This is a genomic window from Paenibacillus xanthanilyticus (assembly GCF_042682185.1).
GTDB classification, from domain to species: domain Bacteria; phylum Bacillota; class Bacilli; order Paenibacillales; family Paenibacillaceae; genus Paenibacillus_Z; species Paenibacillus_Z xanthanilyticus.
Map to the genome: position 1 here is coordinate 1,173,636 of NZ_JBHUHA010000001.1, position 17,576 is coordinate 1,191,211.

Here is a 17,576-nt window from a genome sequence, read left to right on the forward strand (position 1 = left end):
TGAAGCACAAGCCGGAGCTCGCGCCTACTGTTCGATATGCGAATCGCTGTGACGAACGCGAAGAAGCCGCCTATCGGCGCCGCTCGCGGCCAATAGGCGGCCCTTCGGCCGTTAGTTCACCTTCGTCAGCTGCCAGCGCTGATTCGCGCCGCCGTTGTCGGTCCATTGAATGACGTCCGCGCCGTCGGCCGTCGACGCCTGCGAGACGTCGATCGCTTTGCCGCTGGCCCGATTCACGAGCTTATAGCCGCCGCTCACCGAGACGGCCTGCCACTGCTGATTGTTCCCTCCGTTGTCGGTCCACTGGATGACGTCGGCTCCGTCGGCCGAGGACGCGCCGCTCACGTCGAGCAGCTTGCCGCTCTGCCGGTTGACCAGCTTGTAATACCCGCTGCCCGCGCTGACGAATTGCCACTGTTGGCTCGCCGCGCCGCTTGCCGTATTTTGCACGACGTCGGCTCCGTCGTTCGTTGCCCCTCCGACGACATCAAGCGCCTTGCCGCTATTGACGTTCTTCAGCTCGTAATACGCTGTCGTATCGATCGCGCTCGCCGCCGGCTCTACGCCGGTAATGACGAACGAGCTGACTGATTTCGACGGCTGCGTCTGCGTGAAGCTTTTGCCCGATAGTGCCAGTCCCGTCATCGCCGCCGCATTCTCCGTCCCGCTCGTGCGCGTGCCGGACACCGTGCTGGACGTCATGTTGAACGCCGACAGGTCGTAGGTGTAACTATTCGCGCTCGACGAGTCGTTCACCGTCACGATGACGAGCTTCTTGCCGGCGCTGTCGTATGCGGCGATCGAGTCGTTGTTCGAAATATCGATGATCTTGTAGCCCGGACGGATGTACTTGGTCCACTGCGACATGACGTGATATTTCTTCGTTACCGTGTAGACCGACCGGTCGCCGGAGGCGTTGTTCAGATCCGTCTCGATCATGCCCCAGCCGCCCGGCGTCTCGACCGCTTGCCAATACACCCATGCGGTATTCTTCATGTACTTGATGTCCCACTGGATGTTGCGCGCCATCGTGATGCCTGTGCCGTCGCCGTCGCCATGCTCCGAGTTCCAGAGCCGCTTGCCGCCCGCCGCCGTATTCAGCCCGACGCGGTCGCTGCCGCCGTACGTGTGCGTGTTGTATTGCACCAGCTTGGATTTGGTCGTCGCCGAATAGCTGTTGATCGTATTGCGGGCCAGATCGATCGAGGTCTCCTCCGGCGCGCTGACCCGCGTAGATAGTCCCTTCTGCAGGAGCGAGTCGTAGGTATAGCCGATCATCTTCTCCTGATTGGCCGGGTACATCCGGTTGCCCTCCTGGCGATTGCCGAAATACCAATAGTCTGAGCTCGGCTCGTTCGCCGGCGAGAGCGTCCGGAACGTAATGCCCCAGCTGTCGCGAAAATGCTGCGTCACCGTCGTCAAATAGTCGGCGAACTCGTCGTACATGTCGTCCTTCAAATTCTCCGCCGCATCGACGCCGCCCGTCACGCTGCCGCTCTTGGTCATCCACCACGGCGGCGAATTCGCGAATGCTTCGGCGATGAACTCGCTTGCCGGAATTCGCGATTTGGCGGCATTCAGCACCCAGCGCTGATTCGCGTCGCGGGTCCAATCGTACGCCGCGGTCGCGGACGCCTTGAATCCCGGTACTCGGGCGCGGTACTCCATATGATTGGGATAAGCCGGGTTCTCGCCGCCGCCGATATTGTACCGGACGATGTTGAACCCGAGGCCCGTCGTCGGGCTGAACAGACGGTTCGCATAATCGGTTCGCACCGCCTCCGGCGCGCCGCCGATGACGTTCGCCCACCAGGCGAGCGAGGTGCCCCACCCTTCCCACGTTTGATACTGGACGCTTGGATTGACGACGGCCGTAAAAGCCGCCGCGCTGGCGGTCTCGCCGCCTCCGAAGCCGCCAGAACCGAATCCGGCGCTCATGATGAGAGGTATAGCGAGCATGGTGGCAACCACCTTCCTTTCGAATCGCATCCCGATCCGCTCCTTTGCCGTTATTGGCGATAGTGATGAGGATTGCTGTACGTTGGGCAAACCTACGATGGCTAACCTATGTTCGAACCTTTAGGCTTCAAGCCGTACCTGCGTTACATAACAATCCCCCCTTTCGCAAGCGGAATTTCGCGAAAAGAATTTCGCGAATGGGATGCGTATATAGGGAAGACGGGGAATCCGCCTTATGCCGAACTCCCCGTCTCTTTTTCCTGTTCTTCGATCAACCTCCTTACTATTCGCCTAGCTGCGCTTTGTACGCGTCCAGCTGCTTTTGCAGCTCGGCCAGCACTTTATCGTAGCCCGCCGTCTTCAGCTTGGCGCGGAATGCCTCGACCGCTTCGACCGGATCGCCCGCCTTGCCGACCACGATCGCCGGTCCGAGCTCGCCCGTCACCTGCGAGATCGCCGTCAGCTCCGCCTCGACCGGCGTCTTGTCGAAGACGAACTGGCCGAATACGTAAGGCTTCTTGATCTTGTCGTACTCCGCGTAGAGCGTCTCTTCCAGCTGATCGTACGTCGTCTCGCTCGGGATCTCGAACTTGTCGACGCGGCCGCCCCAGAAGTCGGAGTAGAAGCCATCCTTCGTCTCGTCGTAGCCGGCCGGACGCGCCCGCTTGCCGTCCTTGATTTCGTACTGCACGCCTTCCATGCCGTAGTTGAGCAGATGATAGATCTCTTCGTTGTTGCGGATCAGGTCATACGCCATCAAGGCGCGCTCCGGATTTTTGCTGTGGGCGCCGACGGACGTGCCGCCGTGCGTGATCGACAGCTCCATCAGATTCGTGCCGCGCGTGCGGCTGAACGGGAACATTTGGAGCTCGGAGCCTGGCTGCGCTTTGTCCATCTCGACGCGAAGGCCGCCGAACGTCTGCGTATGATGCTGGTCGAGGCCGGAGAGACCCGCCTTGAGCGCGTCGCGGTTGTTGTTCTTGTTGTTGAGCGCGTCCTCGCGCCAGAAGCCCTTGTCGCCCCATTCCTTCATCATCTTCGCGTAATTTACGAACACGTCTTCGAACACCGGTCCCGCCACCGTGAACTTCTCGTCGAACGACTTCGCCGTGAAGATCGGGAGGAAGCCGGTCGAGATCGGCAGCTCCAGCTGATCCGTGTACGAGGTGACGTAACCGCCCCATGTCTGCACGCCCGATGCCGCGTCCCAAGGAATGACGTCCGGCTTGTTGTCCTTCACGTATTGCAAGTATTGACCGATGCCTTCCCAATCCTTGATCGGCTCGGTGATGCCCGCTTCCTTCGCCCAGTCGCCGCGGTAGAAGAAGCCGTGGTTAACCCATTGCGTATAGTCGTTCTCGGGGATGAGCACGATTTTGCCGTTGTACTTGCTTTGCTCCCAATCCTCGGCCGGGATCGACTTGTACGTCTCCGGCGCATAGGTCGGCAGCAGATCGTCCAGGTTCATGAACGCGCCGCGCTGCGCATTGCCCCACGTGTCCAGCCAGTCGGTGCCGATGGTGATCAGGTCGATCGCTTCGCCGGAAGCCAGCGCAAGGTTGTATTTCGTCTGCCAGTCGGCCCATTCGATCCATTTCCACTCCAGCTCGGCGTTGATTTTCTCCTTCATGATGACGTTGACTTTGTCCAGCACCTGCTCGAACTGGCCGTTCTTCGGCTTGTCGCCGAGCACGAGGTAGCTGATTTTGACGAATTTGGACGTGTCGATCGCGCCGTCGCCGGCCTTCTCGCCGCTTGCATTGCCCTTATTGCCGGACTGCACCTCGCCGTTCTTGCCGGCATTCGCGCTGCCGCCGTTGCCTCCATTGCCGTTATTGCCGCTGCACGCCGCCAGCATCGCGACCATGATCGCCAAGAGCGCCAGCAGGACCGGTTTCCTTTTCGTTCTCATCGTCTTACGCCTCCCCTTTGTCGTTTGCATCTATGTGAGGGGCATGGCTGGCATGCCCGGCACATCGGTTACCCTTTTACCGCGCCTACCGTAATGCCTTTGATAAAGTAACGCTGCACGAACGGATAGAATAGGATGACCGGCCCCGTCGCCACGACCGCGGTCGCCATCTTCATCGATTCGAGCGGCACGTCCCTCGGCGTCACGTTCGAGGAAGCGGCCGAGTTGCGGATGAAATCGGCGCTCGTGATGACGTTGTACAAGAAGAGCTGCAGCGGCCGGTATTTCACGTCGGGCGAGAGGAACAGCATCGCGTTGTACCACTCGTTCCAATAGCCGAGCGCGATGAACAGGCCAATTGTCGCCAGCGCCGGCGTCGTCATCGGCAGAATAAGGCGCATGAAGATCGTGAAATCGCCGGCGCCGTCGATTTTGGCCGACTCGGTAATCGCGTGCGGAATCGAGCGGACGAAGCTTTTCATCATGATGATCAAGAATGGGCTGAGCAGCCCCGGCAGCAGCACGGCCAAGTAATTGTCCTTCAGGCTCAAGTATTGCGTGATGAGCAGGTAGAACGGCACCAGCCCGCCGGTGAACAGCGTCGTGAAGTAGATGAAGAAGGAGATGCCGTTGCGGTATTGAAAGTCCGGCCGCTGCAGCGCATACCCCGTCATCGCGACGAGGAACAGCCCAAGCGCCGTGCCGACTACGGTAATGCCGAGCGTCACGAGGTAGGAGCCGATGATGAGATTCGGATTTTCGAAGACGATTTTGTACGAGAGTATACTGAAGTCGCGCGGCCAGAAATTGAAGCCGTATTTCTTGATCGACGCTTCCGCCGTGAACGACGTGCCGAGCACGAGCAGGAACGGCAGCAGGCATGCCAGCGAGAAGGCGCCGATGAATACATAACCGACGATCTTCACGAACGCGCCGCTCAGATCGGTCCGAATGCTGCGAATTTCGTTAGATTCCTCCAAGCAAGCCGCCTCCTAGAAGAGTGAATTGTCGGGCGAGAATTTCTTGACCAGCCAGTTCGCGGTCAGGACGACGACGAAGCCGAATACAGACTGGTACAGGCTCACCGCGCTGCCGATCGAGAAGTTAAAATTCGTCATGAGCGCGCGGAACACGTACGTCTCGATAATGTCCGTCGTCGCGTACAGCGCGGTGTTGTTCGCCCCCACGAGGTTGAAGAACAACCCGAAGTTGCCGCGCAGAATGCCGCCGAGCGAGAACAGCAGCAGGATGATGAACGTCGGCTTCAGCCACGGGAGCACGATGTAGCGGATACGCTGGAACGCGTTGGCGCCATCGATCTCCGCCGCTTCGATAATTTCGTTGTCCAGCCCCATGATGGCGGCGAAGTAGACGATGGAGCCGTAGCCGGTCGACTGCCACAAGTACGTCAGCACGATGATGAACGGCCAGATGCTCCCATTCGAATACGTCTTGACCGGATCGACTCCGAGCGAGGTCAGAATGCTGTTAAGCAGACCGTAGTCGTAGCTGAGTACGTTGTACGCGATCAGGCCGATGAGGACTGCCGAGATGAAATGCGGCAGGAACATGAGCGTCTGCGACACCTTCTTGAACCACTTGAGGCGAAGCTCGTTCAGGAACACCGCCACGACGATCTGCAGCACGTTGCCGAGCAGGATGAACGCCAGGTTATACGCTACGGTGTTGAACGTCAGCCGCCACAGATCACCCGTCATGACAAGGAAACGGAAGTTATCGAAGCCGACGAACGGGCTGTTGAAGATGCCGTCCGTGTAGTTGTACTTGACGAAGGCCAGATAGAGGCCCGGCATCGGCAGGTAGGCGAACACGATGAAGAACAGGATCGCCGGCAGGCACATGATAAGCAGTGTCTTGTTGTTCCGAAACCGCTTCAGTCTGTTCCGGGGCGCGGCTTGAATCGCGGCTCCGTGGGCCGGATTCGCTTGGCTTACTTGCGCCATGGCCATCTCCTCCTTTCGCGCCGCGCTTGGCGCGGCAAATTATAGTGGCGCGAGCCCGAAGCCGCGCAGCTCGGCCGGCTGGCCGCCCTCGACTGCTTCGAGCAGCATGACGATCTCGTTGGCTTCATCTTCGGGCTTGCGGAACCAAGCGCCCGGCACATAGAAGGAATCCGGGCTCCCGCCCGTCATCGTCGGCCTCGCGCCCCCGCCCGGCAGCCACATCCGGGAGAGGAGCCGGCCGTTCCAGAACACCGTCGCCTTAAGGCCATGGCCCTGCACCGTTACGCGCCATCCGGCGCAAGCGTCTTGTCCGGGTCCGGACGGCTCGCCATAGAGCAGCGCCACCTGGCCGGGGGCAAGCATGAGCGGAAGTTGAACCGACTCGGCGGCGTGACGCGCGTTCTGCGCGTAAGCGCGCAGCTCTTCCTCGCCGCAGCCGGCTAGCCGCCAATCGGTCGCTTCATAGCCTTCCAATAGCTGCAAGCGTCCGCCCTTCTGGCCGAGATTGCGCCCCAGCAGCACGGCCAACTCGATAGCCTCGCCCGGCGACGTCAACGCCGTCAGATCGACGAACGGATCAAGCGGCTGCGCCATGCCGGCGGATCGGCCGTTCACGAATACTTCGGCCGTACCCTCCAGTCCGTCGAAGCGGAGCACCCGCGCCGTCGTATCGGCAGATGTGGCTACCGATCGGGCGAACCATTCCCGTCTGAACGGGCGGCCGCTTAGCCATCCGCCGAACGCGACGATCGGCTTGGAGGCCGCCGTCAGGAACGGCACGTCCGGCTGTCTTGCCGAATCGTCCGAATCCGACAGCGCGTAACGCCAATTGGCGGAGAGCTCCCGAATGCGCGTGATGGCCGCCAGACCGCGAATGCCTTTCATTGCGTTCATCCGAAGCCCCGGCAGGCGAGGATCGTCGAAGTTGGTATGTCCCCAGATCTCGGCGCGAACGGTAATCTCCCCTACGGCAGCGGCATCAAGCGGCACGAACGTGCTGGCGCCGCCGGTTACGTACGTGCCGAGATACCTTGCCTCCGTATACAACGACAGCACGTCGCTGCCTTTGTTCAGGAAGAGGCCGAGCTGGGGCTCTGCCTCGGATGCCGTCGGGAGCTGCGCCTGATACCAGCCATACCCCCTGAGAATGCCATGCTTCTCCAGAAAGTCGGCTTGACCGATCGGCGTCGGCAGCTCCCCTGTCAACGGCTGAATGGGGTCGAGTACCGCCAGGCGCCAGTCGGCCGCAATCGGCTGAGCGGGTGTCGCCGCTTCGCCCGTCGCCGGAGGCGCGAATCGAAGGCTCTCGCCGTCCGCCTCCGCGGGTTCCAACCGAAGCGCCTGCTCCCGGTCCATCGTGACAATCTCCAGCGTCTGTCCGCTCGGCCAGACGAATTGACATCGGCCGATTGCTGCCTTGTCGAAGTCCAGCATGCAGACGCCTTCCGCTTGACGCGCCTCCAAACCGGAGACGCCCCGCACTTCCGCTTCGCCGATCTCGAACGTTAACCGCGCCTTGCCCTCTGTATGGAACAGCATCCGGACTGTGCCGGCCGCTTGCCGGACGGCGAACAGCTCCGCCGTCGCGAATGACAGCCTCCCCGGCAGCCCCCAATGAGACAGCGGCACATCGCACGGCAGCGCAGCGCATCGATCCGGGTGCATGAACAGCGTCGCTTCCTCCGAGGATTGGGCATTCGCGGGCGCCAGCGTCAGCGCGGCATCGCCGCTCCCTGTATTCGCGAGGAACAGGAGGCGTCCGCCGCCCTTCAGCCGCAGCGCGAACGGTCCCGCCGCCTCGCCCTGCACCGCGCGGACGGTCACGGCCGAGGAATCGTCTCCCGAAGGAACGGCTTCCGCCAGCGGCGTCCCGTAAGCGGCGATCAGACTTGCGAGCAATCGGCCTTCGAGGGCTTCCGGCCGCTGCGCGCCTTCCGGCGAGATCATGCCGCCGAAGTCATAATCCGACGTCAGGAACGCCAGGGGCTCGCCCCAATTGTTCGTCGCGTTCGTAAAGCCGAAGTTCGTGCCCGACGCCTGCAAATACGGGCCAAGCAGCTTGGCTCCGCAGGCAAGCAGCCGCCGCAGCAGGAAGTGGGAGCGGTTGGTCTCCGTCACCAGCAGCGGAACGCCGCCGGCAGCCAATTCCGATTGGTAGGCCAATACCTTCGCTTCGAATTCGGGATCGCGGTTATGCGGATAGAAATTGCAGGTCGGCACGACGCCCTTCGCATACCCCGAAGCTTCGAACAATCCGCCCTGCCCGGCGCAGGCGAGCAGCGGCGAGCGGATGCCGTGACTTCTGGCTAATTCTCGCAGCGCCGCCATGTAACCCACCGGATCTTCGCAGCCATAGAAGTCGAGCTCGTTGTCCAGCTGGACGGCGATCACGGTTCCGCCTTGGCCAAGCTCGAAGCCGGCCAGCAGCGGCATGATGCGCTCGTACCAACGCGCCGTATGGCGCAGGAATTGCGGGTCGTTGTCTCGCAGCCGTAGATGTTCTTTTGCGAACAGGTACGCCGGCAGACCGCCGCCATCCCATTCCGAGCAAATATACGGTCCCGGGCGGGCGACGACGTACAGACCAACCTCCTTCGCCAGCCGAAGGAACGCCTCGGCGTCCCGCTCCCCGCCGAAGTCCCATTGCCCCTCTGCGTCTTCGTGATAGTTCCATGGGAAGTAGACGTCGATGCAGTTATATCCGCATGCCTTTAGCTGCTCCATACGTTCGTGCCACAGCGCCCTCGGAATCCGGAAATAGAAGAGCGACGCGCAAAGCATGATCTCGCTGCGGCCATGGATTCGAATAGCGTCCGGCTGCAGCTCGAAGGGATTATCGGTGGTAAGACTCATCCACGAATCAGCTCCTCACGTTGTAAGCGATTACAACTCTAATTTTAGACCTTCCGAAGCCACGTCTCATTCGAATAATCTAAGAAATCTGGCAATAAACAACGAAACCGCCTCCCCGCCGCGCATATTGCGCAGAGGAAGGCGGCATCGCCGGCTTGCGAAGTAGAAAAATTCTACGATAAGTATGATAAAACTACGAAACGGCTGGCTTACGACATTGATGGTCAAGGGCTGTCAATGTAAAATACGCCTGGACTGCCATGATTTGTCCCAACTACCGTCCAATTTATGGCGGCTACCGCGCTTTCACGATATCCCACTGCTGATTGGCGCCCATCGTATCCTTCCATTGAATGATCCGCGCATTGGGCGCCTTCTCGCCGCCGTTCACGTCGGCGAGCAGACCGCTGCCGGCGTTGACCAGCTTGTAGTAGCTGCCGGACTTCATGATCCGCCAGCGCTGACTGGCTCGGCCGCTGTCCGCCTCCTGCACGAGACCCGCGCCGCCTTCCGCCGAGCTTCGCTCCACCCCGAGCAGCAGGCCGCTCCGCCGGTTTACAAGCTTGTATGCCTCACCACCCGCCGGGACGAACATCCAGCATTGATTGGCTTCCCCGTGCTGATGCCATTGAATCACTCCCGCCCCTTCCGCCAGCGAATCGCTGTCCACGTCGAGCGCCATGCCGCTGTTGCGGTTGATAAGCATGTAGAGCGATTCCGCTTGGAAGCCGCTAACCGGCTGCGTGCTGCCGCGATAATCCGAGACGGTCATGCCGGCATACTCTTTGAACACTTTGCAGAAATAGGACGTATCCTTGAAGCCTACCTTCGCCGCCGTCTCGTACACCTTCAGCGTCGTCTCCCGCAGCAGCCGCTTCGCCTCCTCCATCCGGCATTGCTGAATAAATTCGGACAGCCGCTGCCCCGTCTGCTGCCGGAACAGAATCGACAAGTAATTCGGGCTGAGATCAAGACGCCGGGACAGATCCGCCACGTTCAATTCCTCGTCCAAGTGCTTCATAATGTAAGCTTTCGCCTGCCGAATCTCGGGCCGTTCGCGCGCACTGCCGGCGCAGACGCGGCGAATCCGCTCCATTACGGTCTGCCTGATCAATTCCAGCGGACTCAACCGGGCCAGCGAATCCGTCACCCAGCCCTGCCAATCATCCATCGTCTCCAGCTCCACGCCTTGATCGGAGGCCGCCGCGACCAGGAGCGCGAACAAGTCGAGCAGCAGCTTGCGAAGTTCGCCCTCCGGCGGCTTGACGACGCGCATATCGCGGAACAACCGCTCCGCGAGCGCCTCGCACGCCTCGACCTCCCCATTCTTAAGCGCCTTCGCAAGCGATGGGAAGCTGCCGGCAAGCACCGTGTCCCGATAAGGCCGGTCGCCCGGAGCCGCATAGATGCGCTTGTCCTCCTCTTCGTCGTATAAGCTGCGGAAGACCGCCGCTTCCGCTTGTTTGTGCAGCGCTTCGATCGCCTTCACGCCGAAGCCGGCGCGGCTGATGCCGATTCGGCAGTTGACGCCGCTCAGCCCAATCGCGCGGCCGATCCCCTCCGCCGCCTCATAGGCGGCCGTCAGCATCCGAGCCTCGCTCTTCTCGGCCTTGAAATCCAAATAGACCGCATAACGTCCCCGGCCGAGCGGAATGACGAGCCAAGACGGATCAAGCGGTCCGAAGTCTGGATCAGCCGCCGGAGCATGCCCCGAGGCCGCTTCCAGCCCGTTCACAACCGCCGACAGCATGACGAAAGCGCTGCGGCGCTGCGGCAGCAAAGCCGCGTCCGCCTGACGCTCCGCCTCTTCGAGCGGCACGGATCGCGTCAGCAGCTGTTGGAGCCATTGCCGTGCCTTCACCGGCTCCGGCTCGCGAGCGCTCGCTTTGCTTCGCTCCTCGAGCTTCTCCTTCGCCTGCATGACCGCCAAGACCAAGTTCTCCGGCTCCAAATCATGCTTAAGCAAATAATCCGCCGCGCCAAGCTTCAACGCGTTCCGCACGAACGGGAAATCATCGTACGAGCTGAGCACGACGATCTCGGTGCCCGGCGCGATCCGCTTCACCTGCTGGATAAGCTCGATGCCATTCATTTCGGGCATGCTGATGTCGGTGACGATCAAATCCACCGGCGATTCCGCGAGGCACGACAGCGCCTGCTTGCCGTTCACCGCCTCGACCGGCGGCTCGAATCCGCATTGTCCCCAATCGATAATCGTCCGGATCGCGAACCTGTACACGGCGTTATCTTCCACGATCATCGCTCGCAGCAACCGTCATCGCCCCTTCCGTCGCTAATATGCGCGGCATCCTCACGATCGCCTCGGTCCCTTGGCCGGGCTCGCTTCGGAAGCTCAATCCATACGCCTCGCCGTAATACAAACGGAATCGCTCGTGCACGCCTCGGACGCCGATGCTGTGCAGACCGGGGTAGCCGCCGCGGCTCTCCGGCCCGTCGAGCAAGGTCGCCAGCTTCTGCGGCGGAATGCCGATGCCGTTATCCGCCACCGTCAGCACGATATCGTCGCCGTCCGCTCGGCCGCCGATCGTGATGACGCCGCCCCCCTTGGACATTTCGAGCCCGTGCAAAATCGCGTTCTCGACGAGCGGCTGCAGCGTCAGATAGAGAACGCCGCACGGCAGCAGCTCCTCGCCGATCTCGTACCGCACGTCGAAGGCGTCGCCGTAGCCGATCTTCTGCAGCTCGATGTAGCTTCGAATATCCGCCAGCTCTTCTTCGATCGCGCGCGCCTCGCCCGTTCGCCTGACCGAAGACTTGAGCAGTCCGATGAGCGAAGCGAGCATTCGCTCCAGCTCCGGCTGCTGCTTCATTCTGGCGTACCAGCGGATCGTGCCGAGCGTGTTGTAGAGAAAATGGGGATTGATCTGGGCGAGGAGCACCGAGAACTCCGCCTGCTGCTTCTCCAGCCGCACCTTATAGACGGTCGTAATGAGCTCTTCGATCCGCTCCAGCATCGCGTTGAACCGGACCGCGAGAATGCCCGCTTCGTCCGAGCCGAGCGGCTGGATGCGAATGCCGAAATCGCCGTCTTCCACGCGGCGCATCGTCCGCTCCAGCAGCTTGATGCCGCGCGTCGTCGAATCCGACAGGTACACCGCGACCAACGCCGATAACAGGATCGCGCCGAGCGCGACCACCGCGATGACGAGCTGCAGGATGCGAATCTTCCCGAAGAGCAAGGAGGCGGGAATGAGACAGACGACCGTCCATCCCCCGTCCGCCCTGCGCTCCTGCGTCATCAGGTAGCTTTCGCCGCCAAGCTCGCTCACCCGGCTGTCGGCGAAGGCCAACCCGCTCTCGCGCAGGCGCGACGATCGTTCGGCCGCCTCCCGAAGCTGGGCCGACGTGCCGCCCGTAATGAAGGCCCCCGCTTCATTCAGAATCGCCATATTCTCTTGAAGGATCAGCGATTGCTGGCGGTCCAAATCCCAGAAGTAGCCCGAATCCAGCAGAAAGACGAACGTCCCGTAGCTCCGGTTGACCGCTTCAACGTCGATATATTCGCGCGCGAACATCATTTCGTCTCCGCCCCGAGGCGACGACGTCCACATCAGATTGGGTCTGGTCTCGGCCAGCCTTATCGCCGCTTCGGATGCCAATGTGGCCGCGTCCGGATCGGTCATCTGTTCGGCATCGCCGTCCGCGCCGGACCACCAATAGACCTCGCCGTCCGCCGACCGGACGAGCACGGCGTTCAAGTACGGATGATTGTGCGCGAACTCCGATAGCAGCGCGTTAATCCGCATTCGGTTTCGCGCCTTGTTCGCGGCTGCTTCGTCCGTGCCGGGGACGATCATCTGCCGCAGCTCCTCATGCATCAGCAGCTCCACGCTCGTTCCGACAAACGCTTTGGCCCGGTATTCGATTTTGTCCGATGCTTGGTGAACGAGCTGGAGCGTCAAGTCCTTCGTCTGCACCTCCGTATAGTAACGCGTCGCGTAGATGGCCAAGCTCCCGATCGAGACGGCCATGAGCGAGATTAACAGCAGGTTGGAGATCAGAATTTTCGAGCGGATGTGCGTGCTGCGGAAGAATCGGAATCGCTGGCGGATCAAAGGCTTGCTCATCGGCTTTCGCCTCCTTCCCGCTTCCCGGACTGCAGCACCACGTCGTCCAGTCCCCGCAGCAGCGCATCCACACCTCGTCCAGGGTCGATCAAGTAGTCGGCGACCGCCACGGAGAAGGCTCTGGCGAGCTGCTGATTGGTGAAGCCCGTCTGAACGCCCGACCAGTCGACGGTCCGATTCGTCTCGATATATCGGCGATTCAATTCGGCGATCGCAGGATCAAAGCCTTGTTCGACGCCCTTGAGCACGGAGACGCCGCGCTTGTTCCGCTGTAGGGAATCCCCCATCTCCGGCCGCGCGAACCAATCGAGCAGCTCCATCGCCAGATCGGCATGCGGCGATAGCGGATTGACGGCAATCCCGCCCGTCGCCTTCATCGGGAACCGCGCGTCGTCCGGCTCGTCCGAGTAAGGAAGCGGGAACAAGCCGAGCGAGACGTCCGGATTGACGGAACGCACCCCATCCACGCTCCACGTGCCGCCGACGATCATGGCCGCTTTCCCTTCGGCGACCATCGTCCGCGCTTCATCCCAAGACGTCTCGAAGGGATGCGCGTTCACAAAGGCGAACCGCTCGGCCAACCGGCCCAGCGGCGGGGCCAGCGACGCCGCGCTCGCCTCGAACGTCCTCGTCCCGTCGCTGAGCTTCTCGATGAGGAGCGGGTCCTGCAGCAGCGCGGACGGCACCATATCCGCGGCCAAATCCCAGAACAGCGTCCAGGTGTCCTTATAGCCGGCCGCGATCGGCGTCACGCCGCTCTTCTCCAACCGCTCGCAGAGCGCGAGGAACTCGTTCCACGTCTTGGGCAGCCGCTTGATGCCCGCCTTCGCGAACACTTCCTTGTTATAGGTAACGCCCAGCCCGTTCGCATCGATCGGCAGCATCCAGACGCGTCCGTCTTGCGTGCTTGCTCCCTTCAAATACCTCGGCTCCACCTGCGCCAAGGAAGCGCGGCCGGTCAGCTCCGCGGCAAAGCCCGCCTCAATAATGTCTTGGGCGCCGTACAGATGGTCCAGCATATACAAATCCGGCATCTCGCCGCTGGCGATGCGCATGCGCAGCAGCGACATGTAGTCGCCGCCATCCAGCGGAAGCGCCGTGACGGTTACATTCGGATGCTTCTCCTGAAATTGACGGATGCCCGAATCGATCCAAGCCTGACTTCCGGCTTCGTCGAAATGATGCAGCCACAGCAGCTGAATCCGTCCGTCCGATCCAGAGGTGCCGACCGCCGCCCCTTCGCCCGCTTCGCGCAGCAAGCCGATCAGCTGGACCGTCGCCACTGCCATCGCGAGCAGCAATACACAGCCAAAGATGTACCAGCGCGCACCTTTCATCTTTTTCCCTGTACTTTCATGCGAAAGCCCTCCCTCATTCCACAAAACTGCCGGCGGCATTTCCCTATTGATAGCGGTTACATTCCATTCTACACCTGCTCTTCTTCAGGGTGAATCCTATCTTTTGTCCGTGTGATAGGAAAAAAGATCCGTTTCTCCCTCGCCCCTTCCCCTTCCGCTGCAATGCTGTTAGGTTAAGAGGGCTCCCCCCCTTTAATCCCACTTTTGTTGCTCCCTCCTCCCACCTCCTCCGCCGAGGAGGCTCCAAAGGGCTTTGCCCAAGCGTATGCTTCCGAAGTGCGTTTTCCTTAGAAAACGCTTAGGACTCCCTATTTCGTGCTTGCACGTTTGTTCGCCGTTGGCGGTGACGTCCGTGTTGGCACGCTTTTGTCCTGACGGACAAAGCTTCAGTGGGTTTTAAGCCCTTCACAAACATAAGCGTGTTGAATCCTGTTAACTGGCCGCCGCTGGCTTCTCCCTACGCTTTTCCTTAACCAGACAGCATTGTCCCCCTCCGCCGAGGTGAACCAAGCATACGCTTCCGATTTGCGCAGCTATAAATGGAACAAAGACGCCGGCAATTATGCCGGCGTCCCTTGGACACGTCCTCGTATGTCAAAAACGATTAACTTGCGCTTACGGCCGCATGCGAGGCGGCACTGCCGAGTCCCGCTTTCACCCGGTACCGGCCCGAACCCAGCTCAAGACGAAGCGCCCCATTCTCCTCTGTGAAACGCTGCACGCCCGGAAGCTGCGCGCCATCTTGGCTAAGCGTCCCTCCGTTCACTACCGCGGATTGCGAGGTCGCGCCGCGCAGCAGGACGACGGCCGTCGCGTTCGCCGGAATTTCGAACTCGTATTGCACCGTTCCGTCCGGCTGAAGACGCCATTCGCTGCGAATCGTGCCGTAAGCCGATTCATAAGCCGCCATCGCATATTCCAGACCGGAATCCGGACGCGGACGGAACAACAACCGTTTATAGCCCGGCTCGCTCTCCACCATGTCCAGCCCCGCTACGGCGCGATATAGCCAGTCGCCGACTGCGCCGTATGCGTAGTGGTTGAACGAGTTCATATCCTCGCTCCAGAACGAGCCGTCCGGCTTCAATCCGTCCCAATGCTCCCAGATCGTCGTGGCGCCTTGATTGACGGAATAGAGCCAAGACGGATATTCTTCCTGCTGAACCAGCTTGACCGCAAGCTCATGATAGCCGTTATCTGTCAGCACATGGCACAGATACGGCGTGCCGACGAAGCCGGTCGTCAAATGATGCTTCTGCTCCTCGACATACGAAGCGAGGGTCCGGGCCAATCGCTCGCGCACCGGGCCGTCGACCAGTTCGAACATAAGCGGCAGCACATGGCCGGTCTGCGTGTGGGCGGCGAGACGACCGCCAGGGGTAATGAATTCCCGCAGGAACGCCTCCACGATCCGTTCATACAATGCCCCGTACGTACGGACGTCTTCCTCTCGCCCGAGTACCTCGGCTGCTTTCGCGAACAAGCGGGTCGAGTACGCGTAGAAACAGGTGGCGATCAAGTCCGTCGGCGTGGCGCCGACATAACTGCCTTCCTTCGCGTCGAGTCCGAGCCAGTCGCCGAAGTGAAATCCGGTATTCCATAGAAGCTCGTTATCGCCCTGCGCGCGGATATAGTCGATCCATCCGCGCATGCTCTCGTATTGCTCTTCCAAGACGCGCTTATCGCCGTAACACTGATAGACCGTCCATGGGCAGATGACCGCCGCATCGCCCCATGCAGCCGACGAGAACGACTTGTCATCCAGAATATGCGGTACGACGAACGGAACGCCGCCGTCCGCGCGCTGGTCGGCTTTCAAGTCCCGCAGCCACTTGGCGAAGAACGGAGCCACGCCGTAATTGAACGCCGCCGTCCGGACGAACACCTGCGCATCGCCCGTCCAGCCGAGCCGCTCGTCGCGCTGCGGGCAATCGGTCGGCACGTCGAGGAAGTTGCCTCGCTGTCCCCAGACAATGTTGCTCTGCAGCTTGTTTAGCAGCGGATGCGAGCACTCGAATGAGCCGGCAGGCGCCATATCGGTATGGACGACGTGCCCCGTGAAGCGTTCCGCATCCAGCGGCACGCCCGTCGGCCAGCCTTCGATTTTGACATAGCGGAAGCCTTGGAAGGAGAAGCGAGACTCATACTCTTCCTCGCCGCCTTTACACGTATAACGGACTTGCTGCTTGGCTTTCCGCAAGTTAGCAATGTAGAGGTTGCCTTCTTGGTCCAGCACCTCGGCATGCGTGAACGTCAATTCCGTTCCGGCCGGGAGATTCAGCCTCATATGAAGTCGTCCGACCATATTTTGCCCCATGTCGAGCACCGTCTCGCCGCCCGGGGTGGCTAGCAGCGCCAGCGGCTTCAATTGCTCCGTCACCCGCGCGGGCTCGTTCTCCTGCATAACCAGAATCGACTTCGGATGGTCGATCGTCGCGACCGGCGACCATGCCGCGTCCTCGAAGCCGGGACGGCTCCACCCTTCCTGCTCCAGCCGCGCGTCGTACGTCTCCCCGTGGTAGATTTCCGCCATCCGGACCGGTCCGGCGGAGGCGCGCCAATTCGCGTCGCTGACCACGGTCTCCACCGATCCGTCCGCGTACTCGATTCGCAGCTGAAGCAGCAGCGCGCGGACGGCTCCGTAATGGTTCCGCGCCCCGCCCCAGCCCAGATCGCCGCTATACCATCCGTTCGCCAGCGTCGCGCCGATACTATTCGGCCCGCCGCTTGTCAGCTGAGCGGTCACATCGTACGCCTGCGCTTGCAGGCGGCGCCGGTAACTCGTCCAGCCCGGCGTATATTGCCAGTCGCCGACCCGTCGGCCGTTCAGCTCCAGCTCGTAGATGCCGAGGCTGGTCGCGAACAGGATGGCGCGCTTCGGCGCTGGCCCTACTTCAAACTCGCGTCGCAGCAGGAACGCCTCTTCCGATTCAGGGGCGATCGCGGACGGGTCTGGCGTAATCCATGCCGCTTCCCAATCCTCGGGCGCAAGCAGCCCCATCTCCCAGAATTGCGCATCGCCCCAGCCGGAATCTCCGCCGTAATTGTCCCATGCCCGTACCCGGTACCAATAGCGGCGAGCGGCTTGCAGTTCGTTCCCTTCGTATTCCACCAAGACGGATTGATCCGACTCGAGCCTGCCCGTGTCCCAAACGTACGGTCCGTCCTCGAGCGCTTCCGGCGATTCGGCGGCCTGTATGCGATAAGCGGTCTGCAGCGTACCGGGCGCGTCCGACGCCAGCTGCCAGCCGAAGCGCGGTTTGCGGCTGCCGATGCCGATCGGGTTGTCGCGATATTCGCAGCGAATATGTTTAATCTGAAGCGTAGTCGTTCCCATTGCTTCTTACCTCCCGCTATGATCGTCGCGGAGCTTCATGGAGCTCCTTCACCTTCATTGTAAGAGGGGGACGCGCGAAATTAAGCGGCCGATTCGGACATTTTC

General features: G+C 61.2%; 9 protein-coding genes. All 9 read right to left on the reverse strand.

All coding sequences use genetic code 11. The annotated features are described in order from the left end of the window. Positions 1-111 precede the first annotated feature (111 nt). The 9 genes from ACFSKT_RS04910 to ACFSKT_RS04950 all read right to left on the reverse strand — a co-directional run bounded on the left by ACFSKT_RS04910 (position 112) and on the right by ACFSKT_RS04950 (position 17,471). Positions 112-1,959 carry an RICIN domain-containing protein gene (locus ACFSKT_RS04910; RefSeq protein ID WP_377718939.1) on the reverse strand — a complete coding sequence of 616 codons (1,848 nt, stop codon included), beginning with the start codon at positions 1,957-1,959 and terminating at the stop codon, positions 112-114. Positions 1,960-2,242: 283 nt separating this feature from the next. Then, complete coding sequence (locus ACFSKT_RS04915; RefSeq protein ID WP_377718940.1) at positions 2,243-3,871, reverse strand: DUF3502 domain-containing protein; 1,629 nt, start codon at positions 3,869-3,871, stop codon at positions 2,243-2,245. Positions 3,872-3,939: 68 nt separating this feature from the next. Then, entirely contained in the window at positions 3,940-4,851 is a 912-nt protein-coding gene (locus tag ACFSKT_RS04920; RefSeq protein ID WP_377718941.1) for a carbohydrate ABC transporter permease, read from the reverse strand. 12 nt (positions 4,852-4,863) lie between these two features. Further along, positions 4,864-5,733, reverse strand: a complete 870-nt coding sequence (locus ACFSKT_RS04925) for an ABC transporter permease (RefSeq protein ID WP_377719015.1) — start codon at positions 5,731-5,733, stop codon at positions 4,864-4,866. A gap of 141 nt (positions 5,734-5,874) precedes the next feature. Continuing rightward, positions 5,875-8,688, reverse strand: a complete 2,814-nt coding sequence (locus ACFSKT_RS04930; RefSeq protein ID WP_377718942.1) for a beta-galactosidase — start codon at positions 8,686-8,688, stop codon at positions 5,875-5,877. Between the two features lie 295 nt (positions 8,689-8,983). Further along, on the reverse strand, positions 8,984-10,960 hold the full coding sequence (locus tag ACFSKT_RS04935) for an RICIN domain-containing protein (protein ID WP_377718943.1): 1,977 nt from the start codon (positions 10,958-10,960) through the stop codon (positions 8,984-8,986). After that, positions 10,932-12,776: a cache domain-containing sensor histidine kinase gene (locus tag ACFSKT_RS04940; protein ID WP_377718944.1), complete on the reverse strand. Its 1,845-nt coding sequence runs from the start codon at positions 12,774-12,776 to the stop codon at positions 10,932-10,934. The genes ACFSKT_RS04935 and ACFSKT_RS04940 overlap by 29 nt, the downstream gene beginning before the upstream one ends. After that, entirely contained in the window at positions 12,773-14,113 is a 1,341-nt protein-coding gene (locus ACFSKT_RS04945; protein ID WP_377718945.1) for an ABC transporter substrate-binding protein, read from the reverse strand. Before ACFSKT_RS04945 ends, ACFSKT_RS04940 begins: the two co-directional genes overlap by 4 nt. Before the next feature lie 625 nt (positions 14,114-14,738). Beyond that, positions 14,739-17,471, reverse strand: a complete 2,733-nt coding sequence (locus tag ACFSKT_RS04950; RefSeq protein ID WP_377718946.1) for an alpha-L-rhamnosidase — start codon at positions 17,469-17,471, stop codon at positions 14,739-14,741. Positions 17,472-17,576 lie beyond the last annotated feature (105 nt).